Raw genomic sequence first — 24,658 nt, forward strand, 5'->3', positions numbered from 1 at the left:
GTCATCAGTCCGGTCGATCTGCGGGGAGGCTCTTGACCTGGTCCATGGACGAAAGGTGGGCGGCGCTGCTTTCCACGCTGTCCTTCGCCAGGCCGAAGCCCTCGTAGGTGAAGGTGTTCGCCCAGGCTACTGACGTGTCGACGCCGCGGTGCTTCTGGATGGCCGCCAGGATCGCTTCGTTCGTCTTGATGTCCTGCTCGCGTTCCTGGTTGTACAGCCGTCCGGCGTAGGCGGCCTTCTCGGCTCCCTCGTTGTGGGAGAGTCCCGCGTCGATGTCGTTGGCCATCGCTCCTTCGGCGCCCACGGTCAGTGCACCGACCGTGGCACCCACCACCGGGTTGGGGAACCACTTCGCATAGGCGGTCGCGGCTGTCACGGCGCTGCCGAACCCGGTGTTGCCCCAGAGCCTGGCGCTGAGGGTCTGCTTCTCGAACGCCGCGTCTTCCGCGATGGCCCTGCTGATCACGGCCTCCTGCCGGCCGATGGTCAGCGTGCCGGTCGTCTCACCGGAGGTGCGCAGGATCTGCTGCACGGTCTCCTTGGGGGAGGCGTCGTACTTGATATCGGTGGTCAGCGCGTGCTCGAGCGCCTCCGCGGTGTACTTCTTCTGACCGTGAGTCATCGCGGCGTTGGCCTCCGGGTCCTGGCCGAGACCCAGAAGGAACTTGGTGGCGTCGAGATGGCTCACCTTGGCCTGCTCGCCGGACATGGGGAACAGCTGCTCGTCTCCCGACCCGTCGTGCAGCGCGCGGAAGAGGTCGGGGGTGTACTCGGCAGCCGCCCTTCCCAGCGGGTCGTGCATGCCGGGAGCGAGCTTGATGCCGTTGTCCTCCGCTGCGACGCCCTTGATGAGCTGCTGCATGACGTGCGCCTCGTCCTTGGTGTGGGACGGGTTGAGCGGGAGCTGAGCATCCCAGTCGTGGCCTGTCGTCGCCGAGGTGAGGGCGTGTCCGAGGGCTTCGCGGGGGCCCGTGGCTCCCTTGTTCGAGCCGTCTCCGGTCGGTTCCCCGTCCGGCAGCCACGTGCGCTCGCGGAGCAGGTAGTCGAAGTTGTCCTTGTCGTTGAAGAAGTCGGTCGAGGCCCCGGCGTTGTGACCGAGCGCTTCCAGGTAGCCCGTGAAGGGGTCCTCGCCCTTGTCGTTCTTCTCACCGATGTTGAGGAAGTCGTTGGGCATCCGCCCGTTGCTCAGCCACTTGCGGTGACCTTGGTCCTCCTCGCGCCCGCCGGGGCCGGTGAACGCCTTCTTGTCCGTCTCGATGAGTTTCTCGCCGTAGTCGTGCAGGAAGTCCGAGTCCCACTTCCCGGTGCGCATGAGGTTGCTCATCACCTGGAAGCCGTAGGGCGGCTCCGCGTTGTAGGCACCAGCTGACGGGCCCATCCTCTTGTAGCCGAGGTCCAGGACGTCGTTCTTCCACTTGGCCATGCCCGGGGAGTCGGAGTGGCTGGCCAGCGCCAGGGTGTCCCCCAGGTTGTCCTGGAGCGCCGCGAGCTGCTTGGTGACCCCTTGCGGGCGCTTCTTGGGCTCGCTGAACGGCCCGTCGTCGTACTCGGGCTGAGCTGTCTTGTACCAGAAGTCCAGGATGCCCTTCGCGCCCTTGCGGGTGGCGAACTGCTCGGCGAAGTCGGCGTTGTGGGCGTTCTTGGCCAGGATGCCGTTGAACTTGGCGAGGAGTTTCGGGTCCTTTTTGAGGTCGTCGTCGCCGGCCAGTTTCAGCAGGGCGTCGACGTCCTCCTTCGTCTCTTTCCTGACGTCGACGAGGTGACCGGCGATGTCGTCGTTGAAGCCCTTGCCCGGCGGGTCGATCTGGAGAACGGTCTTCAGCGCGTGGTCAGCCTTGCTGGCGTCGGAGATCGCCTCGCGGATGCGGCGGTTGCACTCGTCGACCTTCTGCTGGAGCTTGTCGAAGTCGGGTATGTCGTCCTTGTGGCCCGGGAGGATGGAGACGGTGCCCTTGGCCTCGTCGAGCTTCAGGTAGTTCTTGCTTCCGTCCTTGGGCTCGGCGGTCACGGCCTTCTCGATGCCGCGGATCTCCTCCTGGGAGAACTCGAACGTCGCGAGGGCCTCCGACATATTGGTGCTGATCTTGGCCGCGAGTCCCGCGGCCTCGGACATCTGCCGGCGCACGCCGCCGAACTTCTTGAACGCTGCGCTCGCCGTCTCGCCGTACCAGCCGGACCTCTCCAGCGGGCTGGACACGGTGCGGCTGAAGGAGATGGCGACGCCATCGATTTTGCCGGGGAGCTTCTGCCACTTCTTGGCAGCCTCCCGCAGCGGCTCCAGATTGGCGTCGCGGATCGCGGTGTACTCGAGCTCAGGAGGGGTTGTCATCGTTGCTCCCTAGAAGTCGGGCTTGTCGCCGTCGACCGTCCGGGGAATGTACGGGCCGGGCATCGGCTCTGTCGTCCCATTGGCATAGGGGTGGTACAGCGGCCCCTGGATCGGCTTCACCCCGGAGGGCACCACCTTGTCGATCTCCGCCTTGCGCCGTACATCCTCCGCCTTGAAGGAGGTGGCAGCCGACCTGAGTGCCTTGGCGACTCCGGTGTAGAGGCCGTCCAAGTACTTCATCTGCTCGCGCCAGAGCTTCTGGAAATCCTTGAACGCCTCGTCGCTGGCGAACCCCTTCAAGGAGCCCGGCACTTGCTCGGTCTCCCGCATGGTCTCGTTGTCCGTCTTCTGGAAGTCGTCACTGACCGTGTCCGCCTTGCCCGCGAACGTGCGGAGCACCTCCGCGGAGACGTTGAGGCCCTTCTCGCCGCCCTTTCCGCCGCCACCCTTGTCGCCGTCGCCTGCGCCGTTCAGCTGCATCGAAGTGGACTGCCGCGAGCGGGCGTCGGCGACCAAGCCTGCCCATTCCTGCCCGAAGGACATGTGTTCCCCCCGCTTCCCTCGATGGACTTCCGTGTTCTTCGGAAGAACCTGTCTTCGAAAGAACCTATAAGAGACGCGGCGATGACGCCTCCCCGCGATTCGAGGCCCGCACACGTGCAGTTCTTCCTTGACGCCGGCTCGGCAAACCGGTCGCCGGGTGCCGGTGACCGACCGTGGTGCCGCGCGGGTTCGAGCCTGCGCCCGCGTACCGCGCCCGCTGTCTCGCGATCAGAATCCGGCCTCACCTTCCGCGCGGGCCGCCGGGTGTTCCCGGCGCCGCGTGCGCGCCCAGTGCCAGCCGTACCGCCTCCCGCGCGCTCGTGAAGGAGACCTCGCTGAGGACGCCGGGGGAGGCCACCTGGTCGCCCACCAGGTAGAGGCCGTCGCCGCGGTCGATGGCGGGGCGGTCGCGCCAGCACGTTCCCGGCGGGTCCACGGCGCCGGTCCGTCCGGCGGCGGTCGCTTCCGTCCGCTGGACGACGCGGTCGCGCCACCGCGCGAAGCCGAGGTCGAGCAGGTGCTCGCCGCGGCTCAGCGCGGCGGCGCGGGGCTCGTCGGGTGCCAGCGGGAACTGGGCCTGGATCAGGGACCGCCCGGCCGGCGCCAGTGACCGGTCGGCAGCCGTGAACCGCTCGATCCAGCCCGGCGCGTCCAGGTCCGAGAGGACGAACGCGTCGCCCCCGCGGGCCTCCAGCACCAGGTCCAGCAGGGCCGTCCGCCCGCTCGGCCAGCTCAGCGAGGGATCGCCCAGCAGTCCGCGGGCCGCCGCCAGGGAGGTGGCGAGCACCACGGGTCCGCTCCGCCGTGCCTCGGCGAGCGCTCCGGCGTCGATACGCGCCCCCGTCTCGACGCGTACGCCCGACTCCCGCGCCCGCTGCGCCATCCGCGCCACCAGCGAGGCCCAGCCGCCGCGCGGATAGTGCGCCTCGGGCGGCAGCTTGGAGGCGCGCCGCATCCGCTCCTGCGTGAACGCGGCGGACAGCTCGCCGGGCGCGTGATGGAACGTGGCGACGGCGGCGAAGTTCGCGGCCGCCCGCGCCGTCTCCTCCCCGAGCTGTCCGGCCGCCCACGCCAGGTACGGCACCCCGACGGGGGCGTGACGCCTGCGCCGCAGCCGCACCAGGGACGGCGGCGGCATCCGGTGCAGGGCGCCGTCGTGGTGGTAGCGCATGCGCAGCCCCTCCCTCACCGGCACCCGCGCCATGGGCGGCAGCAGGCCGCGCCGGGCGAGCCAGCGCCAGTGCGGGCCGCCGTTGTAGAGCGCGTGCGGTCCCTCGTTGGTGCGGTAGGGGCCCTCGGCCGTACCCGCCCGCCCGCCGAGGCGGTGCCGCGCCTCGTACACCGTGACCTCGGCCCCGGCCTCCCGCGCGCACAGTGCGGCGGTCAGCCCGCCGAAACCACCGCCGACGACGGTCAGCCGCCCGCGATCCGCGACGTCACCCATCGGATACTCCTGCTCTCGACGGAGCCGGTCTTTGTCGCACCGGCCCGCTCACACCGTTCCCGCTCGTTCCGAGCGTTCCGAGCGTTCCGAGCGTTCCGACGCACGAGGCCGCTTTGGATGTGACACGCCGCCGCTCCGCCGGTGCCAGGGCCGAGCCCGCGCGGGGCGCCGTCCGTCCTCCTAGGCTGGAGACCAGGACGCGTCGCCTATCAGCGAGGTGTGACAGCGATGCCCGAGCTCCCCGACGTCGAAGGCTTCCGCAGGGTCCTGGCCGACTGCGCGCGGGGCCGGACGATCGAGCAGGTCGACGTACGGGACGCGGGGGTGCTCCACGGGGTCGGAGCGGGGCGGCTGAGCCACGACCTGGAGGGGCGCAGGTTCACCGAGCCCGAGCGGCACGGCAAGTGGCTGCTGGCCCACACCGGCGGGCCGACCCTCCAGTTCCACTTCGGCATGACCGGGCGGCTGGTGTGCGCACACGCCGGCGACGCCCCGCACGCACACGATCGTGTGCTGTTCACCCTCGCCGGCTCCCGGCAACTGCGCTACCGCGATCAGCGCAAGCTCAAGGGCCTGTGGCTCGCCGGCGACCCGGAGGCCGCCCGCCTCCTCGACGAGCAGGGACCCGACGCGCTCGCGGTCTCCCGCGCCGACTTCGACGCGGCGCTCACCGGACGCCGCGGCGGGCTGAAGGCCGCCCTGACCGACCAGTCGCTCCTCGCCGGCCTCGGCAACCTGCTGGCGGACGAGATCCTGTGGCAGGCCAGGCTGCACCCTTCCCGCTCCACCGGCTCCCTCACCGACGGCGAGCGCGCTGAGCTGTACCGCACGATGCGCCGGGTGCTCCGTACCTCGGTGCGTGCCGCGCAGGTGCCGCCGCGCGACGACTGGCTGACCGGCCACCGCGACGCTCCGGACCCGGGGGCGCCCTGCCCCCGCTGCGGCACGCGCCTGCGCTCGGGCCGCACGGCGGGACGTACGACGTACTGGTGCCCGCACTGCCAGCCGGCCCCGGACTGAACCGGTCCGGGTCCGGGTCCGGGGCCGGGTTCGGTCCGGACCGGGGCGCGTGTGCGTGCGCCGGGAGGGTTCACCGTGCCTCGGCAGACAGCGCTCGTCCCCTCCCCCATTCGTATAGGTGTACAATACAAATAGATCGTCGTCGCGGCAGCCCACAGCAGCGGGAACGGGACGGCCGACGAGAACGGAGGATGTGACCCGGATTGGCCTGGACGGCATCGCTCGCACACACCGTACGCAAGGGCTTCCACACGGAACGGGTCTTCGCCGACCCCTGGGCCATCGGCCGCGCCGTACTCGCCGTCGCCATCGGAGCCGCACTCGGCTGGGCGCGCGACGACCTCCTCGCCACCACGATGATGAGCGTCGGCGCCTTCATCTGCGGCATCGGCACCCTCCTCGCCCCCCTGCGGCACCGCCTCGTCAACGCCGTGGTGATGGCGGTCGCCTTCAGCGGCGCCACGACGCTGGGAGTCTTCCTCCAGCCGGCCGGCTGGTACTTCCTCATCGCCCTGGCCGTCGCCGCCTTCCTCGCCGGCCTGTGGCGAGCCCTGGGCGCCGCACCCGGAATCCGCGCCTGCCTCGTCGTCATCGGCATGCTGATCACCGCCGACGTCTCGCCCGGCATCGACGCGGGCCTGGAGATGGTCGAGTGGATCGCCGCGGGATCAGGACTCGTCGTCCTCGTCCAGCTGCTGCCGCCGTACGGCCGCCGCCACGCGGCGCAGCGCCGCAAGCTGGCCGACGTGTACGCGTCGCTGGCCGACTACGCCCGCCGCGAGGGCGCCGCCGCCGGCCACGAGGGCGCCGCTGCGAGCGTCTCCCCTGCCCCCTTCTCCGCCGCCCGCACGGCACTCGGCCTCCTCCCGCCGTACGCCCGCCCCGCCGCCGCACCGCTGTTCGGGCTGCTCGGCGAGGCCGAACGCGTCCGCCGCGCCCTGTACGCGGCCCAAGGCGCCCGCGACGTGCCCTACGACGCCCTGGCCGACACTCTCGACGGGCTCGCCGGCACGATCGCCACCGGCCGGCGCCCCCGGTCAGCGGCGGCGGCCCCTGCCGTCCCCGGTCCTTCCGCCCTCCACGACTGGCAGGGCCCGCTCGCCGACACCCTGCGCGCCCGCCTCGCGGAAGCCCGACGGCTGGCCGTCCTCGCGGTGACGGACGCGTCAGGCGGCGCCGCCCAGCCGGACCCGGCGGCCGTCGCTCCGCGCGCTGCGGCGGACCCGTACGACAGCGGTCCGGCCCCGGTCGCGGCAACGGCCCGGGTACCGGTCCCGGCCTCTGCCCCGGCCTCCGCCTCCGCGGCACCGCACGAGGAGATCCCCGCCCTCTACCGGCCCGAGGGGCTGACGCGGGGCGGGCTCCGCCGCCTCACGGCGGAACTCAGCCCCCGGCTCACGGGGGCGCCGCTGCTGCGGCACGCCCTCCGGGTCGGCATCGGCACCACCGTCGGAGAGGCGGCGGGCCGCGCCCTCGGCGACTTTTGGGGACACGGCCTGCCCGCGCACGGATTCTGGGCGGCGCTGACGACGATGCTCGTCCTCTTCCCCGACTACCAGCACACGTTCGCGCGCGGCTGGAGCCGCCCCGTCGGCTCCATCGCGGGAGGGTTCCTCGCCTGGGGACTGCTCCAGTTCTCCTGGTCGCACGGCGCGCTCGCGCTCGCCACCGTCGCCTTCGCCGCCGTGACCTTCGTCGTCCTGCGTACGGGCCAGCACATGCTGAACCTCGTCCTGACGGCGTGGATCGTCTTCCTCCTGCACCAGATGGGGACGGCGCAGAACCTGGTGGCGTGGGGGCGCCCGGCCGACACCGTGCTCGGCGCGGTCATCGCCCTGGTGATCTTCCTGCTGCTGCCCACCTGGCACCACCACCGCATCCCCGACCTGCTCGCGCGCTGGCTGCGGACGCAACAACGCCTGCTGCCCGTCCTGCTGACCGGCTACACGGACGCCGCCGCCACCGACCGGGCCGCACTGGAGCAACTGCGCGGCGCCGCCCGGCGCGCCCGCGAGGAGCTGGAGTCCGCCATCGGCCACCTGCCCCACGAGCCGCGCGGCCACCGGGCACGCTGGAGCGCCGCCGAGCTGACCCGCGTCACCTCGTCCGTCTTCGCCGTGACCCGCTGCACCGCACTGCTGACCGAACACCTGCCGGCGGACAGCACCGAAGCCGTCCCCGAACTCGCCGAGTTCGCCACCCCGCTGCACGGCCACCTCGCCGCCCTGGAGGCGCTGGCGGCGAACGGAGAGGCCGTACGCCCCGGACAGCTGCGCGCGCTGTTCACCGAACTGTCCGCGAAGAGCGGACTCGCCTGGGTGGTCGACCGCGCCGACCCCGGCACCGTCTCCACGCCCCGGGCCAGGGCGCTCGCCACCTGCCTGCGCACGGTCCTCGCCCTGGAGACCCTCACCGCGGACCTCACACCGCCCAGCGGCCCCGAACGCGATCCCCGGAGCGACGTGCGTCGCCCCGGGGGACACGCAGGCCGCCCCAGGAGCCCCGGGGGCCGCGCCCGCCACGCACGTCACGCGGCGCACGCCCCCGCGTGAGCCCCTCCCTTCACTCTGACCGCTCGTGGGCGCCCCGCTCTCTCCGACCGCTAGTGGGCGCCGCCGCCCGGCAGTGCGGTGGACGCTGTCGGTGGCGGGCCGGCAGACCCGAGCAACCGCGCCATGGTCTCGGCGTCCCGCACCGCCGCGTCACCGCAGCAGTTGTTGAACAGGACGTGGACCTGCCCCGCCCGTTCGGCGAGCCCGCGCAACCGGGGCAGCCACGCCGCGAGTTCGCCCTCGCTGTACGCGTACCGGAAGCGCTCCTCCTTGCTCCCGGTGCCCCAGGCGGCGCTGCGCCCGTGGAACCGTACGACGGACAGCCGGGACGAGGTGACGCTCGCCGTAGGCGGCACCGAGGACGGCAGCCTCTGGTTCATGTCGACCGCGACGGCGGTCATGCCGTACCGCTCCAGCAGCGCGGCCGTGGCGTCCGACCGCCCCCCGTGCCACCACGCGGGTTGCCGGAACTCGACGGCGACGGGCCAGCCCTCCGTCCGCCGGGCGGTCGCCGCCAGCACCGCCTCGGCCCGCTCCCCTGGCCGGAACCACGGCGGAAACTGGAACAGCACACTCCCCAGCCGCTCCGCCCGCCGCAAGGGCGCGATCCCGGCGGCGAACCGCGCCCACACCTCGTCCAGCACCCCCGGGTCGCGCGCCTCGGCCGGCAGCCCGTCCGGCATCACCGCACTCCGCGTGGGGTGCCCGGTGAGCAGCGAGAACGCCTTCACGTCGAACACGAACCCGTCCGGTGTCCGCTCCGCCCACAACCGGCTGTTCCGCTCCCGGGGAAGCGCGTAGTAGGTGGTGTCGACCTCGACGACCGGAAACCGCTCGGCGTAGTACCGCAACCGCCCCTCGGCGTCCCTCCGCCCCGGCGGATACCAGCCACTCGCGACCAGTCCGCGATCGGCCCACGAGCACGCGCCCACCAGGATGTCGCCCATGCCGCCGCCGGTTACCCACCCATCTGCCGGGCAGACCCGCCGCAGCGGTCCCGATCCCGTGGAGGCGCTGACGACGCCGCAGCGAGGAAAGCGGGGACGGCGGGGAACGGCGGGGACGGCGAGGACGGAGAAGCCGGGCCGCCGCCGTGACGCTACGTTGATTGCGGTGCCTTGCGGCAGCGCGACGGCAGACAGCACTGTGAACGCACCACCCCGGACAACGGGACGGACGGACACACCGAACGGCTTCCGACGCGGCATGACCACCGCGCGCGTGTCGCGACAGCTCGCGATGGTCGCGGTCGCTGTCGAAGGAGGTCGCCGATGTGCCCAGCCCCGCAGCCGGACAGCCGCGACGCGGACACGGAACGGCACGGGCGCGCCGCAGTACGCAGCCGCACCCGGACCGTCGAGCCCGTTGACTCCACGTCACCGGCAGGCAGGTGGTACCTGCGGGAGAACACCTCGTGGGGGTCGGGGTTGCGCGTCGCGTTCGGGATCCTGGACGCGCTCGCCACCCTGACGCAGAACGAGGCCCTCGCCTTGGTGGCGAGGGCTCTGCGCGCAGTGGTGTCTTCGATCGTCGACGCCGGACAGCACAGGCGATCGTGAGACCCGAGGCCCGGCCGTCGGGAGGCGGTCGGGCCGCACGCCTCAAGGAAACTCCATACACGGGCAAGAGCCAAGAGGCGCCAACTTTTCCGCACCCGTCCGGCGGCACGAAACCGAGTTGCGTGCCGGGCGGCGGAAGCCGAGGAGGAAGACCGCACGTGGACGCTGCCGCGGCCCGATGCCACGCGTGTGGAACCGTGCTGCCCGCACCCGCCAGGGTGGGACGGCCCCGCCGCTACTGCTCCGACACGTGCCGCTCAGCCGCCCGCCGCACGCGGCGCCGCGTACGGGAAGCGGGCGCCGCCGCGTTCGCCGGGCCGTGCGCGACGCACGTCGCCGGCCACTCCTGCGGCCGCACGGCCCGCTTCGTCATCGTGCTGAACCGCCGCGAGACCCGGCTGTGCGACCCGTGCTACCAGGCGGCGCTCGACTTCCTGATCGGCCAGGGGGTCACCGCCCGCGACGTCGACACGATCCGGTTGACGGACGCGACGCCGTCCGCCGACGCGCTCCGGTCGAACGACGCGAACACCACCCCGTCACCCGCGGCTTCCGCCCTGCCCGCCCTCCCGCCCGGCTCCGTTCCCGCGGCCGTGCGCGCCGTCCCGGGCGGCGGCCCGCGCCGCCGCCCGCGCGCACTGCTGATCGAGGACGACGAAGCCCTCGTCGCGGCGCTGGAGGCGGCGCTGTCCCGCAGCGGCGGCTACCAGGTCAGTCACGCGTACGACGGCTCCACCGGCCTCCGGGAGGCGTACGCCCGACGCCCGGACATCGTCCTGCTCGACATCATGCTGCCGGGCATCGACGGCATCGAAGTGCTACGGCGCCTGCGCAGCGTCAGCGACATCCCGGTGATCTTCCTGACCGCGCGCGGCGACGACCAGGACCTCGTCATCGGACTCGCCGCCGGCGCGGACGACTACGTCGTCAAGCCGTGCAGCCCCAGGGAACTTTTGGCACGCATGGCGCGGGTACTGCGCCGACACGGCGAAACGGCGCACGAGCCGGCCGTCTGGGAAGACGGCCTGCTCCGGCTCGACTCCCTCAGCCTGGAAGCCCACGTCGTCGGCCAACCGCTGGAACTGACCCCCATCGAGTTCCGCCTGCTGGACCTGCTGGTACGCAACGCCGGCGCGGTCCAGCCCTTCGGGCGCCTGCTGGCCGCGGCGTGGAACGACCCCGAAGCAGCCGCCTTCTCGCGGGTGAAGTTCGCCGTCTCGCGGCTGCGCCGCAAACTGGACGCCACACCGCTGGGCGGCGACGCCATCGTCTCGGCCCGCGGCATCGGCTACTTCTACCGCTCCCCGTCCGCCCCCCGGCCACCTGCCGACACCGAGACCCCCCGCGAGGGCCACGGCCACGCCGGCCGCATCCTCGACATCCTCAACGAACGCGAACGCGAACGCGAACGCGAAGGCGGAGGCGGGAGCGAGCGCGAAGGCGGCCTTGACCGCCGGCGCGGAGGTGCAGGCGGAGGCGAGCGCGACGGCGGGAGCGGGCGCGAAGGCGGAAGCGGTGGCGAAAGCGGTAGCGGTGGCGCCCGCGCCTGAAGGCGGCGAGCGGAGCCCGCTGCCCGCCGCTGCGGATCGGGCGCGCCCCGAGCTGTCCACCGCCTGGCGGATGGTCACAGAAAAGTCACTTCTCTCGCACGTCTCTCACATTTCCTTTCCCCGAGCACTACGGTCACTTCACCCAAAACGCTCTGGGGGGATGTCATGAACAATCCGCACACGGCACCGATACCGCCGATACCGCCGGCTCCACGCCCACCCGGCACACCGGACAGCCGCCCGCTCCGCAAGCGCGCACTCGTGTGGGTCGTGGGCTCGGCACTCTTCCTCGGAGGCGTGGCCATCGGCTCCGCCGGGGCCGAGGGGCAACAAACCACCGCGCACACGGCCGAGCCCGCAGCGACGATCACCGCGACCACCACGGCCAAGCCCAAGCCGCAGCCCCGTCCGACCGTCACCAAGACCGTCGAGGCGAAACCGGAACCCGCCCCTACGGTCACCGCCACCAAGACCGCCACCGCTCCCGCCGCCGACCCGGGGAGCGGCAGCGGTGGCGGCAGCAGCAGTCAGGACAGCGCCGACAGCAGCTGCACCATCACCTCGAACTCGGGCAACTGCTACGCAGCAGGCCAGTTCTGCCGCAACAGCGACCACGGAGCCACGACGTCCACCGCGAGCGGCCGTTCCATCAAGTGCGCCTACAGCTCGAACGCCTGGCGCTGGACGTACAGCTGACACGACGCCCCACGCCGGCATGGGCTTCCGCTCTTCGGGCCGTCCGACGCGTTGGCACGCCGTCCCCCGCCGGCCACCAGAGCCGACCGCGTTCCGCGCGACTCGCGGCGGCGTGTCCGAAGCCTTCCCGGGGGCAGACGTCAAGTGAGGGGAGGCGTGATGGACGGCGAGAGGGATCCGCACGAACGGCTGCGGCTGGGGCTCTGCTTCGGGGGCGCCACCACCGCGTTCACCGTCATCGGCGCGCTGCTCTCCCTGCTCGGGGCACCGGCTGTCGTGGTGTGGCCCCTAGCCTCCGGCGCCGGCGTCTGGGGCTACCGGAGTGGCGGAGAACTCATGCGCCGCTTCGACGGCCGGTGCCGGTAGTCGTCCATGCACGTCCTGCAAGACGGCTGCCGGTAGTCGTCCATGAGTGTCCCGCGCGGTGGTCTCTCCCGGCGACACCGTGGAGAGGCCGGAAGGCGATCCGTGTCCCCGCGCCCGCAGGCCGCCCGGCAAGTCGTCAGCGCCCGGGAAGCCGACCTCGCCCTCCGCGACGAAACCGCCCGCCCCCGCAGAGGCCGCCGCCACACGGGCGTCGGGTATCAGATCTTCGTGCCGCCGGTTTCGCACACTTGACGGGCTATGTCGCGGAGCTTCGTGTTCCGCTCCTGGGACAGGCGCCGCATGGCGGTGAAGGCGTCGTCCTCGGTCAGATCGTGCCGTTCGATGAGGATGCCCATGGCCTGACCGATGGTGTGGCGGGTGTCGAGGGCTTGGTGCAGCTGGGCGGCGTTGCGGGCGCTGGAGAGGGCGACGGCGGCGTGGGAGGCCAGTAGCCAGCCGGAAGTCTCGCTCCCGGCGCTGAAGGCGGCCGGTTGCCTGGCGTAGAGGTTGAGGGCTCCGAGTTCCTCGTCCTCGGTGTAGAGGAGAAAACCCATCATGCTGCCGACGCCGAGCGCGCGGGCCTGGGCCACGTAGCCGGGCCACCGGTCCTGGTAGGCGGTCATGTCCTCGATACGGAAGACGCGCTCTTCGCCGTCGTGCCGGGCAGCGTCGAAACACGGGCCTTCGCTGAGACGCTCTTGCAGTGCGTCACTACGTACGACGAGGTCCTCGGTGGGAGCCAGCGACTGGACCCGGCGGCCGTGCAGGATCAGGATTCCGGCGGCGTCGCACCCCTCGACGATCTCCACCGCGGAGCCGGTGATGCGCTCCAGCGTCGCGTCGACCGAGTCCTGCGACAGCAGGTCACGGGCCATTGCCGCCATCTGGGTGGCGAAATTCTCCCAGCCCATGGCGTTCTCCTTCCCTCGCCGTATCCGGCCGGAAGCGGCGCATACCCGGGTTCGCGGGTCCTCACGCGGCCTGGCGGCTCTGCGGTGCCCTGTCGGCCCGGTGCCTTTGCCGTCCTGGACACCTTGGGCGTCTTCGCCTCAGGCGCCTGGTCGACAACCCGGAGTCGCTGGGCTCGGCGACGTCGCGCAGTGCGGCTGCGGCGCGTTCGACCGGGTTCCCTCTGCCACTCCCGCCCGTGCCGCGAAGGCCGTCACCGCCGGGAAGCTCAGCGTGCGAACCGGCGGGCGATGCCCAGGGCGCCGAAGTCGACGGTGGCACCCACGAGGCGGGCGCGGACAAGAACACCCACGGTGCGGACGGCGATCATGGCCAGGACCATGAGGACGAAGGCGGTGCCATACGTGGCGGCCGGAACGTGATGCCGCATGGAGAACGAGGCCAGTGCGTGCGTGAACCAGTGGGTCGAGCCGTAGGCGAAGCCCATGCGCAGCGCCATCGCGAGCGTCCACAGTGCGGCGTAGGGCCAGCCCGCGACGGTGACCAGACGGGAGTCGGCCGGGTCGCGACGGACCTCGATCAGGGCGATCGAAGCGGCACCGAACAACAGCCCGAGCACGAGTCCGGCCCCCTCGATCAAGTGGGCCGTGCTCCCGGCCGGTATCTCCTTGAGGTATTTGAACCCCACCCCCGCGACGATCGCGACGGGCAGCAGCAGCCGCCTGGCGTCCGGGCGCCGTGTGCCGAGCTGAGTGGCGAGGATCGCGACGAACACGCCGGTGTAGAGCAGGTAATCGCTGAGGCTCATGGTGGTTCTCCAATGCGTTCCGGGCTTGCGGCCCCTTTCGACCTCCGCCAAGATGCATCCTAAGAGATTGATCTGTCAAGATGTATCCGTAGAGATGCATACCTGAAGATGTACTTTGGAGGGATGGAGATGAGCGACCTGTACCAACTCGGCCGCCGCCTGGCCGAGATCGCCCTCGAAGGCATGGGCGCGAACGCACTCAACCTCGCCCCCGGCGAGTTCCTGGTCCTCCAGGACCTCTTCCTGCACCGCCGCAGCACCGTCGGCGACATCGCCAAGCGCACAGGACTGGCACAGAGCCGCGTCTCCACCAGCGTGCGCACCCTGGCCGGCCGCGACTGGGTCACCACCACCGCCGATCCGGCCGACGGCCGCAAAACCCTGGTCGACCTCACCGAGGCCATCCGCGCCGCCAGCGAACAGCGCCGCGCCGCACACGCCGGCAACGCCCTGACCACCGCGCTGGCCGGTGTCGACGACAACGAACGAGACACCCTCCTGTCCGCACTCGCCCGCCTCCACCAACTCCTCGTCACCGACCACCCGCCGCGCCGGTTCCCCGACACGGCCACACCCCCAACCGCCCCGTAGCCCCTAAAGCCGAACTCGCCCGGCCGAACCGCGGTCGAGCGCCCACCCGTTCCACGTCACACCGTCGGCGCATGCATCCCCGGCCGGGCGACCTTCGCGACCCCGCTTTGCAGGCGGGTATCCCCCTTGAGCAGCTGGGACCTCGGACCGCGCCCTCATCGAGGGTCACTGCGGCGGACGGCCCGCGGTAGCTCGCGTGTGATCCACGCTTGTTCGCGTGCGGTGCGCGGTTGTTCGCGTGCGACCCGAGCTTGCTCGCGTGCGGTCTGGGGCGGCCGACGCGGCGGGCCTTTCCTGTTCGGCGCGAGAGGGGCGCTTGGCGGTGATGCGGTCACCGCACACGCCGAGAAGCAAGCTCGTCCAGACGGATAGCTCTCATCGTTCCGTTGTACGGACACCGAGGAACGACTCTGCGCGCTGGAAGTGGCGGAAGGTACGAGAGAACGTGGGCCTGCCGACCACCTTTCGCTTCTACGACCGACGTCGCACAGGCCACACGATCTCGACGCGGTCGGGCGCCACCCTGAAGGACACCATGGTTCGAGCCGGCCAGTCCTCGCAGAAGGCGGCGCTGCGGTACCAGCACTCGAACGACGACCGGCAGCGTGAGGTGGCCGACGGCATCGACGCCTACGTACAGGCTCGTCGGGCACGCACCGATGGGAACAGGGCGGCACCACCATCGGGCACGCAACGGGCACGGGACACGTAACCGCCCCCGACAACAAACAAGACCCAGGTCGCTGACCTGGGTCTTCGTCGTGGAGCGGGCGACGGGAATCGAACCCGCGCTCTGAGCTTGGGAAGCTCATGTTCTACCATTAAACTACGCCCGCGAGGAGCCGATGAGGGGTTGGCTCTTCGCGAGACACTGTACCGCATGGGAGGCCCGGGCCGCATATGGCCTGGGCCTTCTTGCTGTCGCTCAGCTGTTGTCCACGCCCGTGGCAAGGGAGTTGAGGGGCGTACGGTGGTGGCGGAGTGCCGACGGTGAGGGCGTCGGACTCATCCCCTAACGTGGCTTTTGTCGTCCACGCATCCACGTGACTGGGGAGAGGGAAGCGATGGAAACCACCGTCGTCCGGTGTGCCGAGGGCCATGTGTTCAGCACCTCGACGTTCCCGATGCAGCATCTCGGATCCTCCCGGATCGGCCCCGGGCGGCTGTTGCGCTGCCCGCGCTGCGGGCGGTTGCGGCAGGCGGTTCCCGTGGGGCGGCAGCGCGAAGGATGAGCGGCTGATCGATGGGTGTCCGACGGCGGGCGGCCGTGGTCGGCCGTGGCGACCGTCACCCGTCCGTGAGCGACGCACGGGAGCGATCCGCGAAGGCGGGGAGTGACCGCGAAGGCGGGGAGGGAGGCCCCCGCCGCCACCGGGGCCGGTCCGATTGGGCCGGCCCCGACTCGTGCGCGTAGTCTCGGCCCGTGCTTCTCTCAGACAAGGACATCCGGGCCGAGATCGACGCCGGCCGGGTGCGGATCGATCCGTACGATCCGGCCATGGTGCAGCCGTCCAGTATCGATGTGCGGCTGGACCGCTTCTTCCGGGTGTTCGAGAACCACCGCTATCCGCACATCGACCCGGCCGTCGAGCAGCGTGACCTCACGCGGCTGATCGAGGCCGAGGGGGACGAGCCGTTCATCCTGCACCCCGGGGAGTTCGTGCTGGCCTCCACGTACGAGGTGATCTCGCTTCCCGAGGATGTCGCCTCGCGGCTGGAGGGGAAGAGCTCGCTGGGCCGGCTGGGTCTGCTCACGCACTCGACGGCCGGGTTCATCGACCCGGGCTTCTCCGGGCACGTGACGCTGGAGCTGTCGAACGTGGCGACGCTCCCCATGAAGCTGTGGCCGGGGATGAAGATCGGCCAGTTGTGCATGTTCCGGCTGACGTCCCCGGCCGAGTTTCCGTACGGGTCGCCGCAGTACGGCTCCCGTTATCAGAACCAGCGTGGGCCCACGCCCTCCCGTTCGTATCAGAACTTCCACCGGACCCACGTCTGAGCGCCGGGCCCGACAGCGAGCAAGCGAAGCAAGAGAGATTCCTGTGAGTGACGAGCGCGAGAACCTGACGTACAGCCTCTTCGGCCAGGCCATCCGGGAGCTGGCGCAGAGCGTGGCCGACGACGAGTACGAGCCCGACATCATCCTCTCCATCGCCCGTGGCGGTCTCTTCGTGGCGGGCGGGCTCGGTTACGCACTCGACGTGAAGAATCTCCATGTCATGAATGTCGAGTTCTATACCGGTGTGGGTGAAACGCTCGCTATGCCGGTGATGTTGCCGCCCGTCCCCAACATCGTCGATCTGAGCCGCAAGAAGGTGCTGATCGCCGACGACGTCGCCGACACCGGGAAGACCCTCAAGCTGGTGCAGGACTTCTGTGCGGAGCACGTGGCCGAGGCGCGCAGCGCGGTGATCTACGAGAAGTCGCAGTCGCTGGTGAAGTGCGACTACGTCTGGAAGCGCACCGATCAGTGGATCAACTTCCCGTGGTCCGTCGAGCCCCCGGTCGTCCACCGGGAGGGCCAGGTCCTCGACGCCTGAGAGCCGAGCCGTGGGGTCGGCCGGCACCCCTGAGCCGTACCGGTACCGCGTCCTCGTCCCGTCCGTCGGGACGAGGACGTTTGCGCGCTGCGTAGTGATCCCTGCACGGGTGGTTCCCTTTTCGGGTACCAGCCGGTAAGAACCGCTGGTAACAACAAGTTGCCGGCCGTAGGGAGACCACCTCATGGCTCGTGTGAGACCCGCGCTCATGGCTCGGATGAGACCCGCGACAGCGCTCGCGGCGGCTCTGGTCGTGGTGCTCGGAGGGGCGGGTGCGGCGGCGGCCGCGCCCGTGAGTGGGGGAGACGCGAAGGTGGCGGCGAAGGCGGCTGGTACGCCGTTGCCGCCGGAGCTGGAGGAGATCCGGGCGAAGGAGGCGCAGGAGCTCTACGGCAGCCCGGAGGCTCCGCCGTTGGACGAGCGCAAGGCGGGTGTGATCTCGCTCGGGGACAGCGAGATCTCCGGCGAGGGCGTGGGCACGTACGAGCCGGGGACCGACGGACCCGACAACTGGTGCCACAGGTCGCCGGATTCGGCCGTGCACCGTACGGGCATCGACGTGGACGTCTCGTACAACGTCGCCTGCTCGGGGGCGAGCACCGAGAACATCCGGATCGGCGGCACCAAGCAGTACCCCGACGAGCTGGTGCAGAGCGACAGTCTCGCCATCAAGGCCCGCAACACGCGGCTCAAGCAGATCGAGCTGGTCGTCGGCGCCAACGACGATCTCCAGTTCGGGCCGGTGATGACGGACTGCGTCACGCGGTACCTGACGCTCCAGGGCCGGTGCGAACCCCAGTACGACGCCGGCTGGGACGCCAGGGTCGACGGGCTCGTGCCCAAGGTCGAGGGCACGATCAACGACCTGCGCACGGTGATGCGCGAGGCGGGGTACGCCGACGGCGACTACCAGCTCGTCGTCATGGGCTACCCCAGCCCGATCGGCCCCGACGTCAAGGACAACCCGGACTTCCCCGGCAAGCTCGTCGGCGGCTGCGTCGGGTACACCAGCGACGCCGCGTGGGGCCGGAACACGGCGGTGCCCAAGTTCGAGAAGGGCATCCGTGCGGCCGCCCAGCGCACCGGGGCGAGCTACCTGGACGCGTCCCGCCTCTTCCACGGGCACGAGGTGTGCATGGAGAACACCTGGGCGCGCGGCCTGTACGTGGACCTGTCCAACCCGATCCCGCCGGACGCCAACTCAGTCCGGCAGTCCTTCCACCCGAACGAGCGGGGCCACGGCGCCTTCGCCACGTGCTTCACGAAGATGTACCAGTCCGGTCAGCAGGGCGCCCGCGAGGGCTCCTGCGCCGACCCGCGGGGCGCGGGTAAGCCCCAGCTGTACGAGCTGGCCTGGGACGACGCCTTCGAGCGGCTGCGCAACGAGGACACCGGCACCTGCCTCGACGCGGACAGCGGCGCGAGCGCTGTGGGCACCGACGTACGCGGCTGGTCCTGCAAGCCGGGCCAGCGCAACCAGCTGTGGTGGTACGACGCGCAGGGCCAGTCGCTGTACGCGGGGCAGACCCACGACCGGTGCGTGCGCAGCGAGGGCGAGGTCAGGGACGGGGCCGGGCTGGAGCTCGGCGACTGTTCCGACGCCGGCGCCCAGCGGTTCGTGCGGGACGGCGCGACGCTGCGGCCCGCCTCCGACACCGGGCTGTGCGTGGCACTGGCGGGGCTGGAGGACCGGGCGCGGCTCGCGCCGTGCGACGGCTCGGCGGCCCAGCGTTTCGCCGGCTGAGTCGGTGGAGCCGGTGCGGCCGGTGGAGCGAGCCGGTTGAGTGGGCCCGGCGGCCCTCGCCGGAAGTGAGGCGGGGGCCGCCGGGTGCGCTCACGGCGCGTTCGGAGGGTCTGTCCCGTTACAGCGTGCCCAGCTTGATCAGGAAGAGCAGGGCGAGGAGCTGGATGGCGCTGGCGCCCAGGGCGCGGGGCCAGGGGAGGTCGTGGGAGCGGCTCACCATCGAGGTGAACAGGAACCCGGCGAGCACCCAGGTCGCCCACCCGAGGACCTGGACCACGGGCGCCGTCCCGCCCAGGAAGAGGGCGAACAGCAGCCGCGGCGCGTCCGTGAGCGACATGATCAGCATGGCGAGCCCGACGGTGGGCTGCCACGCGCCGTCCCCGCCGAACTGGCGGGCCAGGGTGTGGGTGACGGCGCCGAGGACGAGCCCGGCGATGACGACGGCGACGCCGGTCGTCAGCACGTACGGGATGGCCTGCCCGATCGTCGTGTTGATGACGTCCTCGCGGGCCTTGTCGAGGCCGAAGACCGCGAGCAGCCCGTAGACGAAGGTGATGATCAGCGCCGGACCCCACACCGGGTAGTCGCGCATCTGCCAGAACGTGGCGTTGGGGCGCATGACGATCCCGGACAGCAGGTCCTTCCAGTGCAGCCGGGGCCCGGCGGGCGGGACAGGGGAGTTGCCCGCGTGGTAGGTGGCGCCGTCGCTGTAGTAGCCGCCTGGGCCGCCCTGGGGGCCGGGGCCGGGGCCCTCGGGGCCGTACGGCTCGTTGATGCTGAACGACTGGGTGTGGCCGGGGTTGTTGGCGCGCGGGTCCTGCCCGTGCCACCCCTGCGGCGCGCCGGGGCCGCCGGGGCCCGCGGGGGCGCCGTACGGCGACCCGTGCTGCGGGTAGGGGTGCGGGGGCTGTGGCTGCGGTTCGCCGAAGTACTCGGGCTCGCCGTGTCCTGGCCCGCCGCCCTGCCAGGCGCCCGGCCCCGCACCGCGTCCGGCACCGGGGCCGTGACCCTGCTGCGGGTACGGCGGACCCGAGGGGTGCTGCGGGTACTGCCCATGCTGCTGCGCGCCCCGGGAGCCCCGGCCGCGTCCGCTCCTGAATCCAGCCACGTTCTCGAACGTACCCTCTCACGCGGACCGCGTGCGCCACAGCCGGGTGAGATGGCCGGACATCGCTGCTGAGCTGTGACATCCCCTAGGGGGACCCGGTGGTGCCAGGTCCACCCCGGGGTGGAGCCGGCCCCACCAGGGGCTGAGCCGGAGGGGGGTTCAGCCCTCGGGGAGCCGGACGGCGAAGGTGACGACGGAGCCCTGGTCGGCCGCGTCGGCCACGGTGAGCCGGTCGGTCACCAGTTTGGCCAGCCACAGCCCGCGGCCGCTGGGGGCGCCGTCGAGGCCGGGGAGCAGTTCGGGGATGACGTCCTCGGTGAAGCCCGGGCCCGAGTCGGCGACCTCGCACTCCAACTCGTTGCCCAGGTTGCGCAGGACGAGGCGGCCGCCGCCGCCCGCGTGTTCGACGGCGTTGGTGGCGACGGCGTCGACCGCGACCACGAACTCGCCGCGGCGCGGCTCGCCGAGCCCCGCGGAGGCCGCGCACGCCTCCACCTCGGCGCGCAGCCGCGGCAGGGTGCGGAGGGTGAAACGGAGCCTGCACAGGAGTTCGGGGCTCAGCATGCGGCACCCTCCTCCCGACAGCGGCCCGTCCGGTCTCTCCCGCCCGCCCGGCCCGCGTGACCCGCCTGACCTGCGTGCCCCGCCCGACCCGCCCGATCTGCCTGACCCGCCCGGTCTCCCCGGTCCGCCCGGTCTTTCCGGCCAGGCCGCCCGTGACGCTCGCCAGGCCGGTGGTGCGCGCGAGAGCGGTGACGCTCGCGAAGCCGGTGGCGCTCGCGAAGCCCGTGCCACGCGCGCCGCGCATGACACTCGTGAGGCCCGTCCTCGGCCCTGTGATCCGGGGCCTCGCGGTCCGCCACCTGGTGTTCCTCCTCGCGTTCCGGTCCGCTCGCCGAGCGCGCCCGCGCGTGCTACCGCGTACCGCCGCGCCACGTGCGTGCGCGATGAGGCGAGGCTAGGCCCGGCACGCGGCTATGGGTATACCGCGACAGCGGTTTGGCTCGTGTGGTGCGGTAACTGATCGCATTTGACCACGACTTGCCGGAAAACGCGCAATGGCCGGTCCCGTGGGTACGGGACCGGCCATCGGCAGCCGGGAGGGCGACGCCGGGCGACGCGCGGTCGGCGGGCGGGCGGCGCGCGGCCGGTCGCGGCCCCGCGCCGTCCGCCGGCTACTTCGCGGGTTCCGGTTCGGGCTCCGGGTCCGGGTCCTCAGCGGTCTGGCCGTCGTCGGCGGGCGGGTCGGCCGGCGGTGTCCTGACGGAGTCCAGCAGGAGCTGGGCGACGTCGACGACCTGGAGGTTCTCCTTGGCCTTGCCGCCCGTGGCGGAGCCGTCCTCGGCCGCGCCCTTCTTGCCGTTGACGGAGTCGGTGAGCATGACGAGGCAGAACGGGCAGGCCGTGGAGATGATGTCCGGGTTCAAGGACAGCGCCTCGTCCACGCGCTCGTTGTTGATGCGCTTGCCGATGCGCTCCTCCATCCACATGCGCGCACCGCCCGCACCGCAGCAGAAGCCGCGCTCCTTGTGCCGGTGCATCTCCTCGTTCCGCAGGCCCGGCACGCGTCCGATGATCTCGCGCGGGGGCGTGTAGACCTTGTTGTGGCGGCCCAGGTAGCACGGGTCGTGGTAGGTGATCAGCCCCTCGACGGGGGTGACCGGCACGAGCTTGCCCTCGTCGATGAGGTGCTGGAGCAGCTGGGTGTGGTGGATGACCTCGTAGTGGCCGCCCAGCTGCGGGTACTCCTTGGAGAGCGTGTTGAAGCAGTGCGGGCAGGTGGCGACGATCTTCTTCTTCGACGTCTCCACGGTGACGCCCTCGTCCGCGTCCTCACCGAACGCCGCGTTGAGGTTGGCGACGTTCTCCTCGCCCAGCTGCTGGAAGAGGAACTCGTTGCCCAGGCGGCGGGCCGAGTCGCCGGTGCATTTCTCGTCGCCGCCCATGATCGCGAACTTGACGCCCGCGATGTGCAGCAGCTCGGCGAAGGCCTTGGTGGTCTTCTTGGCGCGGTCCTCCAGGGCGCCGGCGCAGCCGACCCAGTACAGGTACTCGACCTCGGTGAGGTCCTCGACCGTCTTGCCGACGATCGGCACCTCGAAGTCGACCTCCTTGGTCCACTCCAGGCGCTGCTTCTTGGCCAGGCCCCAGGGGTTGCCCTTCTTCTCCAGGTTCTTGAGCATCGTCCCGGCCTCGGAGGGGAACGCGGACTCGATCATCACCTGGTAGCGGCGCATGTCGACGATGTGGTCGACGTGCTCGATGTCGACGGGGCACTGCTCGACGCAGGCGCCGCAGGTGGTGCAGGACCACAGGACGTCCGGGTCGATGACACCGTTCTCCTCGGCGGTGCCGACCAGCGGGCGCTCGGCCTCGTCGAGGGCGGAGCGCGGAACGCCGGCGAGCTGCTCGTCGGTGGCCTTCTCCTCGCCCTCCATCGTCTTGCCGCCGCCGGCCAGCAGGTAGGGGGCCTTGGCGTGCGCGTGGTCGCGCAGCGACATGATCAGCAGCTTCGGGGAGAGCGGCTTGCCGGTGTTCCAGGCGGGGCACTGCGACTGGCAGCGGCCGCACTCGGTGCAGGTGGAGAAGTCGAGGATGCCCTTCCAGGAGAAGTCCTCGACCTGGGAGGCGCCGAAGCGGACCTCTTCCTCGTTGTCGTCGTCGAGGGCCGTCTCGAAGTCGATCTCCTTGCCGCCGGACATCATCGGCTGGAGCGCGCCCAGGGCCGTGCCGCCCTGCGCGTCGCGCTTGAACCAGATGTTGAAGAAGGCCAGGAACCGGTGCCAGGCCACGCCCATGTTGGTGTTCAGGCTGACCGTGATCATCCAGATCATGGTGGTGCCGAGCTTGATCAGCGCCCACAGGTAGACGAGCGTCTGGAGGGTGCTGAGGTCCAGCCCGTCGAACGCGGCGACCAGCGGGTAGGAGACGAAGTACGCCGGCTCGTAGCCGTCCACGTGGTGCAGCGCGCCCTCCAGGCCGCGCAGCACGAGGATGGCCAGGCCGATGACGAAGATGACGTACTCGACGAAGTAGGCCTGCCAGGCCTTCGAGCCGGCGAAGCGGGACTTGCGGCCCGCGCGGGAGGGCAGGCTCAGCAGCCGGATCACCATCAGGACGGCGATGCCGACGGTGGTCGCGGCGCCGATGAACTCGATGTACATCTCGTACGGCAGCCAGCCGCCGATGACCGGCAGCGTCCAGTCGGCCTGGAAGAGCTGGCCGTAGGCGTTGATGATCGTCGGCGGGAGGGTGAGGAAGCCGATCGCCACGAACCAGTGGGCGACGCCCACCACACCCCACCGGTTCATCCTCGTGTGCCCGAGGAACTCCGTGACGAGGGTGGCCGTTCGCTGCTTGGGACTGTCCTTGCGCGTGCCCGCGGGGAGCGGCTGTCCGAGCTTCACGAAGCGGTAGATCTGCGCGACGGCGCGGGCGATGAGCGCAACGCCGACCGCGCTGAGGACCAGCGTGATGACGATGGCGGCGAGTTGCATATCGGCTCCTCGGAGCACGGAGGTTGTTTACTAAGCAGTAACTTATCCAGTCCGTATGAGACTACCCACTCGCCGCTGCTCGCCGCACCGCGTGTCCCGGTGATTTGTGTCGCCCCCGGGGGAAGGGTTCCGCAGCCGCCCATGCGCGCACTGTAAGCACAAGCATTGAGCCTGCCCGACTCATGCTTGTTGACGCGTCGGTTTCCGTGAGGCACTCTTGAGTCAGCTTCACTCAAGACGAAAGTCAGCAGACAGCTGGAGGAAACCGAAATGGCACGTGCGGTCGGCATCGACCTGGGTACGACGAACTCCGTCGTCAGTGTTCTCGAGGGCGGTGAGCCCACCGTCATCACCAATGCCGAGGGCGCCAGGACCACGCCGTCCGTCGTGGCCTTCGCGAAGAACGGCGAGGTCCTCGTCGGTGAGGTGGCCAAGCGCCAGGCCGTCACCAACGTCGACCGGACGATCCGGTCGGTCAAGCGCCACATGGGCACCGACTGGAAGGTCGGGATCGACGACAAGGACTTCAACCCGCAGCAGATCAGCGCGTTCGTGCTGCAGAAGCTGAAGCGGGACGCCGAGTCCTACCTGGGCGAGAAGGTCGCGGACGCCGTCATCACCGTGCCGGCGTACTTCAACGACGCGGAGCGCCAGTCCACCAAGGAGGCCGGCGAGATCGCGGGCCTCAACGTGCTGCGGATCGTCAACGAGCCGACCGCCGCCGCGCTCGCGTACGGCCTGGAGAAGGAGGACCAGACGATCCTGGTCTTCGACCTCGGTGGCGGTACGTTCGACGTCTCGCTGCTGGAGATCGGCGACGGCGTCGTCGAGGTGAAGGCCACCAACGGTGACAACCAGCTCGGCGGTGACGACTGGGACCAGCGCGTCGTCGACTACCTGGTCAAGCAGTTCCAGTCCGGGCACGGCGTGGACCTGTCCAAGGACAAGATGGCTCTCCAGCGCCTCCGCGAGGCCGCGGAGAAGGCGAAGATCGAGCTGTCCTCGTCCACCGAGACGACGATCAACCTGCCCTACATCACGGCGTCCGCCGAGGGCCCGCTGCACCTGGACGAGAAGCTGACGCGCGCCCAGTTCCAGCAGCTGACCCAGGATCTGCTGGAGCGCTGCAAGACGCCGTTCCACAACGTGATCAAGGACGCGGGCATCCAGCTCAGCCAGATCGACCACGTGGTCCTCGTCGGCGGCTCGACCCGGATGCCGGCCGTCGCGGAGCTGGTCAAGGAGCTGACCGGCGGCAAGGACGCCAACAAGAGCGTGAACCCGGACGAGGTCGTGGCCATCGGTGCCAGCCTCCAGGCGGGTGTGCTCAAGGGTGAGGTCAAGGACGTCCTGCTGCTGGACGTGACGCCGCTGTCGCTCGGTATCGAGACCAAGGGCGGCA

The 24,658-nt window shown here is 70.9% G+C and carries 20 protein-coding genes, 1 tRNA gene and 1 pseudogene; 12 read left to right on the forward strand and 10 right to left on the reverse strand.

Features of this window, described 5'->3' with window-relative positions; translation table 11 throughout:
• Positions 1-4 precede the first annotated feature (4 nt).
• The 3 genes from DQ392_RS19385 to DQ392_RS19395 form a co-directional block, all read right to left on the reverse strand.
• A complete protein-coding gene (locus tag DQ392_RS19385; RefSeq protein WP_114016879.1) occupies positions 5-2,329 on the reverse strand; it encodes a hypothetical protein in 2,325 nt (774 codons plus the stop codon).
• 9 nt (positions 2,330-2,338) lie between these two features.
• Entirely contained in the window at positions 2,339-2,872 is a 534-nt protein-coding gene (locus DQ392_RS19390; RefSeq protein ID WP_114016880.1) for a WXG100 family type VII secretion target, read from the reverse strand.
• Between the two features lie 241 nt (positions 2,873-3,113).
• Positions 3,114-4,316: an NAD(P)-binding protein gene (locus DQ392_RS19395; protein ID WP_114016881.1), complete on the reverse strand. Its 1,203-nt coding sequence runs from the start codon at positions 4,314-4,316 to the stop codon at positions 3,114-3,116.
• A 228-nt stretch (positions 4,317-4,544) separates the two neighbouring features.
• On the opposite strand from DQ392_RS19395, the gene DQ392_RS19400 reads away from it, so the two are divergent.
• Positions 4,545-5,336, forward strand: coding sequence for an Fpg/Nei family DNA glycosylase (locus tag DQ392_RS19400; RefSeq protein WP_114016882.1), 792 nt, complete (start codon positions 4,545-4,547; stop codon positions 5,334-5,336).
• Positions 5,337-5,539: 203 nt separating this feature from the next.
• On the forward strand, positions 5,540-7,888 hold the full coding sequence (locus tag DQ392_RS19405; protein ID WP_114016883.1) for an FUSC family protein: 2,349 nt from the start codon (positions 5,540-5,542) through the stop codon (positions 7,886-7,888).
• Between the two features lie 50 nt (positions 7,889-7,938).
• Here the strand turns inward: DQ392_RS19405 and DQ392_RS19410 are convergent, their stop codons facing one another.
• Positions 7,939-8,835, reverse strand: a complete 897-nt coding sequence (locus DQ392_RS19410; protein WP_114016884.1) for a DUF72 domain-containing protein — start codon at positions 8,833-8,835, stop codon at positions 7,939-7,941.
• A gap of 324 nt (positions 8,836-9,159) precedes the next feature.
• Between DQ392_RS19410 and DQ392_RS19415 the strand changes: the two genes are divergently transcribed.
• The 4 genes from DQ392_RS19415 (at position 9,160) to DQ392_RS19430 (ending at position 12,059) form a co-directional block, all read left to right on the forward strand.
• Positions 9,160-9,447, forward strand: a complete 288-nt coding sequence (locus tag DQ392_RS19415; protein ID WP_114016885.1) for a hypothetical protein — start codon at positions 9,160-9,162, stop codon at positions 9,445-9,447.
• A gap of 197 nt (positions 9,448-9,644) precedes the next feature.
• Complete coding sequence (locus tag DQ392_RS34835) at positions 9,645-10,997, forward strand: response regulator transcription factor (RefSeq protein WP_220182644.1); 1,353 nt, start codon at positions 9,645-9,647, stop codon at positions 10,995-10,997.
• A 165-nt stretch (positions 10,998-11,162) separates the two neighbouring features.
• Positions 11,163-11,693, forward strand: a complete 531-nt coding sequence (locus DQ392_RS19425; protein WP_114016886.1) for a hypothetical protein — start codon at positions 11,163-11,165, stop codon at positions 11,691-11,693.
• 159 nt (positions 11,694-11,852) lie between these two features.
• Positions 11,853-12,059, forward strand: a complete 207-nt coding sequence (locus DQ392_RS19430) for a hypothetical protein (RefSeq protein ID WP_114016887.1) — start codon at positions 11,853-11,855, stop codon at positions 12,057-12,059.
• Positions 12,060-12,277: 218 nt separating this feature from the next.
• On the opposite strand, the gene DQ392_RS19435 is transcribed toward DQ392_RS19430, so the two are convergent.
• Together DQ392_RS19435 and DQ392_RS19440 are read right to left on the reverse strand one after the other, a co-directional pair.
• Positions 12,278-12,970, reverse strand: a complete 693-nt coding sequence (locus DQ392_RS19435; RefSeq protein ID WP_114016888.1) for a GAF and ANTAR domain-containing protein — start codon at positions 12,968-12,970, stop codon at positions 12,278-12,280.
• A gap of 266 nt (positions 12,971-13,236) precedes the next feature.
• Positions 13,237-13,776: a hypothetical protein gene (locus DQ392_RS19440; protein ID WP_114016889.1), complete on the reverse strand. Its 540-nt coding sequence runs from the start codon at positions 13,774-13,776 to the stop codon at positions 13,237-13,239.
• Positions 13,777-13,899: 123 nt separating this feature from the next.
• Here DQ392_RS19440 and DQ392_RS19445 point away from each other — a divergent pair, with 123 nt between their 5' ends.
• Positions 13,900-14,367 (forward strand): MarR family winged helix-turn-helix transcriptional regulator, encoded by a 468-nt coding sequence (locus tag DQ392_RS19445; RefSeq protein WP_181856485.1) that lies wholly within the window; start codon positions 13,900-13,902, stop codon positions 14,365-14,367.
• A 421-nt stretch (positions 14,368-14,788) separates the two neighbouring features.
• A pseudogene (locus DQ392_RS19450) lies at positions 14,789-15,079 on the forward strand (tyrosine-type recombinase/integrase); the annotation flags it as partial.
• Positions 15,080-15,129: 50 nt separating this feature from the next.
• Here DQ392_RS19450 and DQ392_RS19455 read toward each other — a convergent pair.
• Positions 15,130-15,203 (reverse strand) — tRNA-Gly (locus DQ392_RS19455).
• A 587-nt stretch (positions 15,204-15,790) separates the two neighbouring features.
• On the opposite strand from DQ392_RS19455, the gene dcd reads away from it, so the two are divergent.
• The 3 genes from dcd to DQ392_RS19470 all read left to right on the forward strand — a co-directional run bounded on the left by dcd (position 15,791) and on the right by DQ392_RS19470 (position 18,651).
• Positions 15,791-16,366: a dCTP deaminase gene (dcd, locus tag DQ392_RS19460; protein ID WP_114016891.1), complete on the forward strand. Its 576-nt coding sequence runs from the start codon at positions 15,791-15,793 to the stop codon at positions 16,364-16,366.
• Between the two features lie 43 nt (positions 16,367-16,409).
• On the forward strand, positions 16,410-16,907 hold the full coding sequence (locus DQ392_RS19465; protein ID WP_114016892.1) for a phosphoribosyltransferase: 498 nt from the start codon (positions 16,410-16,412) through the stop codon (positions 16,905-16,907).
• Positions 16,908-17,115: 208 nt separating this feature from the next.
• A complete protein-coding gene (locus DQ392_RS19470) occupies positions 17,116-18,651 on the forward strand; it encodes a ricin-type beta-trefoil lectin domain protein (RefSeq protein WP_114016893.1) in 1,536 nt (511 codons plus the stop codon).
• A gap of 118 nt (positions 18,652-18,769) precedes the next feature.
• Here DQ392_RS19470 and DQ392_RS19475 read toward each other — a convergent pair whose 3' ends face one another.
• From DQ392_RS19475 to DQ392_RS19485, 3 genes are all read right to left on the reverse strand, one after another.
• Positions 18,770-19,759: a Yip1 family protein gene (locus DQ392_RS19475; RefSeq protein ID WP_114016894.1), complete on the reverse strand. Its 990-nt coding sequence runs from the start codon at positions 19,757-19,759 to the stop codon at positions 18,770-18,772.
• A gap of 159 nt (positions 19,760-19,918) precedes the next feature.
• Positions 19,919-20,323, reverse strand: coding sequence for an ATP-binding protein (locus DQ392_RS19480; protein ID WP_114016895.1), 405 nt, complete (start codon positions 20,321-20,323; stop codon positions 19,919-19,921).
• A gap of 611 nt (positions 20,324-20,934) precedes the next feature.
• Complete coding sequence (locus DQ392_RS19485) at positions 20,935-23,256, reverse strand: (Fe-S)-binding protein (RefSeq protein ID WP_114016896.1); 2,322 nt, start codon at positions 23,254-23,256, stop codon at positions 20,935-20,937.
• A 270-nt stretch (positions 23,257-23,526) separates the two neighbouring features.
• Here DQ392_RS19485 and dnaK point away from each other — a divergent pair.
• Positions 23,527-24,658: molecular chaperone DnaK (gene dnaK, locus DQ392_RS19490; protein WP_114016897.1), on the forward strand; the 1,132-nt coding region annotated here is incomplete at its 3' end.

The sequence above is a fragment of the Streptomyces reniochalinae genome (assembly GCF_003323735.1).
GTDB classification, from domain to species: Bacteria; Actinomycetota; Actinomycetes; order Streptomycetales; family Streptomycetaceae; genus Streptomyces; species Streptomyces reniochalinae.

What these genes read in the sequence shown, in the direction of transcription:
- DQ392_RS19385 (WP_114016879.1), bottom strand. Translation starts at nt 2,329, where the DNA reads ATGACAACCCCTCCTGAGCTCGAGTACACCGCGATCCGCGACGCCAAT.
- DQ392_RS19390 (WP_114016880.1), bottom strand. Translation starts at nt 2,872, where the DNA reads ATGTCCTTCGGGCAGGAATGGGCAGGCTTGGTCGCCGACGCCCGCTCG.
- DQ392_RS19395 (WP_114016881.1), bottom strand. Translation starts at nt 4,316, where the DNA reads ATGGGTGACGTCGCGGATCGCGGGCGGCTGACCGTCGTCGGCGGTGGT.
- DQ392_RS19400 (WP_114016882.1), top strand. Translation starts at nt 4,545, where the DNA reads ATGCCCGAGCTCCCCGACGTCGAAGGCTTCCGCAGGGTCCTGGCCGAC.
- DQ392_RS19410 (WP_114016884.1), bottom strand. Translation starts at nt 8,835, where the DNA reads ATGGGCGACATCCTGGTGGGCGCGTGCTCGTGGGCCGATCGCGGACTG.
- DQ392_RS19415 (WP_114016885.1), top strand. Translation starts at nt 9,160, where the DNA reads ATGTGCCCAGCCCCGCAGCCGGACAGCCGCGACGCGGACACGGAACGG.
- DQ392_RS19425 (WP_114016886.1), top strand. Translation starts at nt 11,163, where the DNA reads ATGAACAATCCGCACACGGCACCGATACCGCCGATACCGCCGGCTCCA.
- DQ392_RS19430 (WP_114016887.1), top strand. Translation starts at nt 11,853, where the DNA reads ATGGACGGCGAGAGGGATCCGCACGAACGGCTGCGGCTGGGGCTCTGC.
- DQ392_RS19435 (WP_114016888.1), bottom strand. Translation starts at nt 12,970, where the DNA reads ATGGGCTGGGAGAATTTCGCCACCCAGATGGCGGCAATGGCCCGTGAC.
- DQ392_RS19440 (WP_114016889.1), bottom strand. Translation starts at nt 13,776, where the DNA reads ATGAGCCTCAGCGATTACCTGCTCTACACCGGCGTGTTCGTCGCGATC.
- DQ392_RS19445 (WP_181856485.1), top strand. Translation starts at nt 13,900, where the DNA reads ATGGAGATGAGCGACCTGTACCAACTCGGCCGCCGCCTGGCCGAGATC.
- DQ392_RS19470 (WP_114016893.1), top strand. Translation starts at nt 17,116, where the DNA reads ATGGCTCGGATGAGACCCGCGACAGCGCTCGCGGCGGCTCTGGTCGTG.
- DQ392_RS19480 (WP_114016895.1), bottom strand. Translation starts at nt 20,323, where the DNA reads ATGCTGAGCCCCGAACTCCTGTGCAGGCTCCGTTTCACCCTCCGCACC.
- DQ392_RS19485 (WP_114016896.1), bottom strand. Translation starts at nt 23,256, where the DNA reads ATGCAACTCGCCGCCATCGTCATCACGCTGGTCCTCAGCGCGGTCGGC.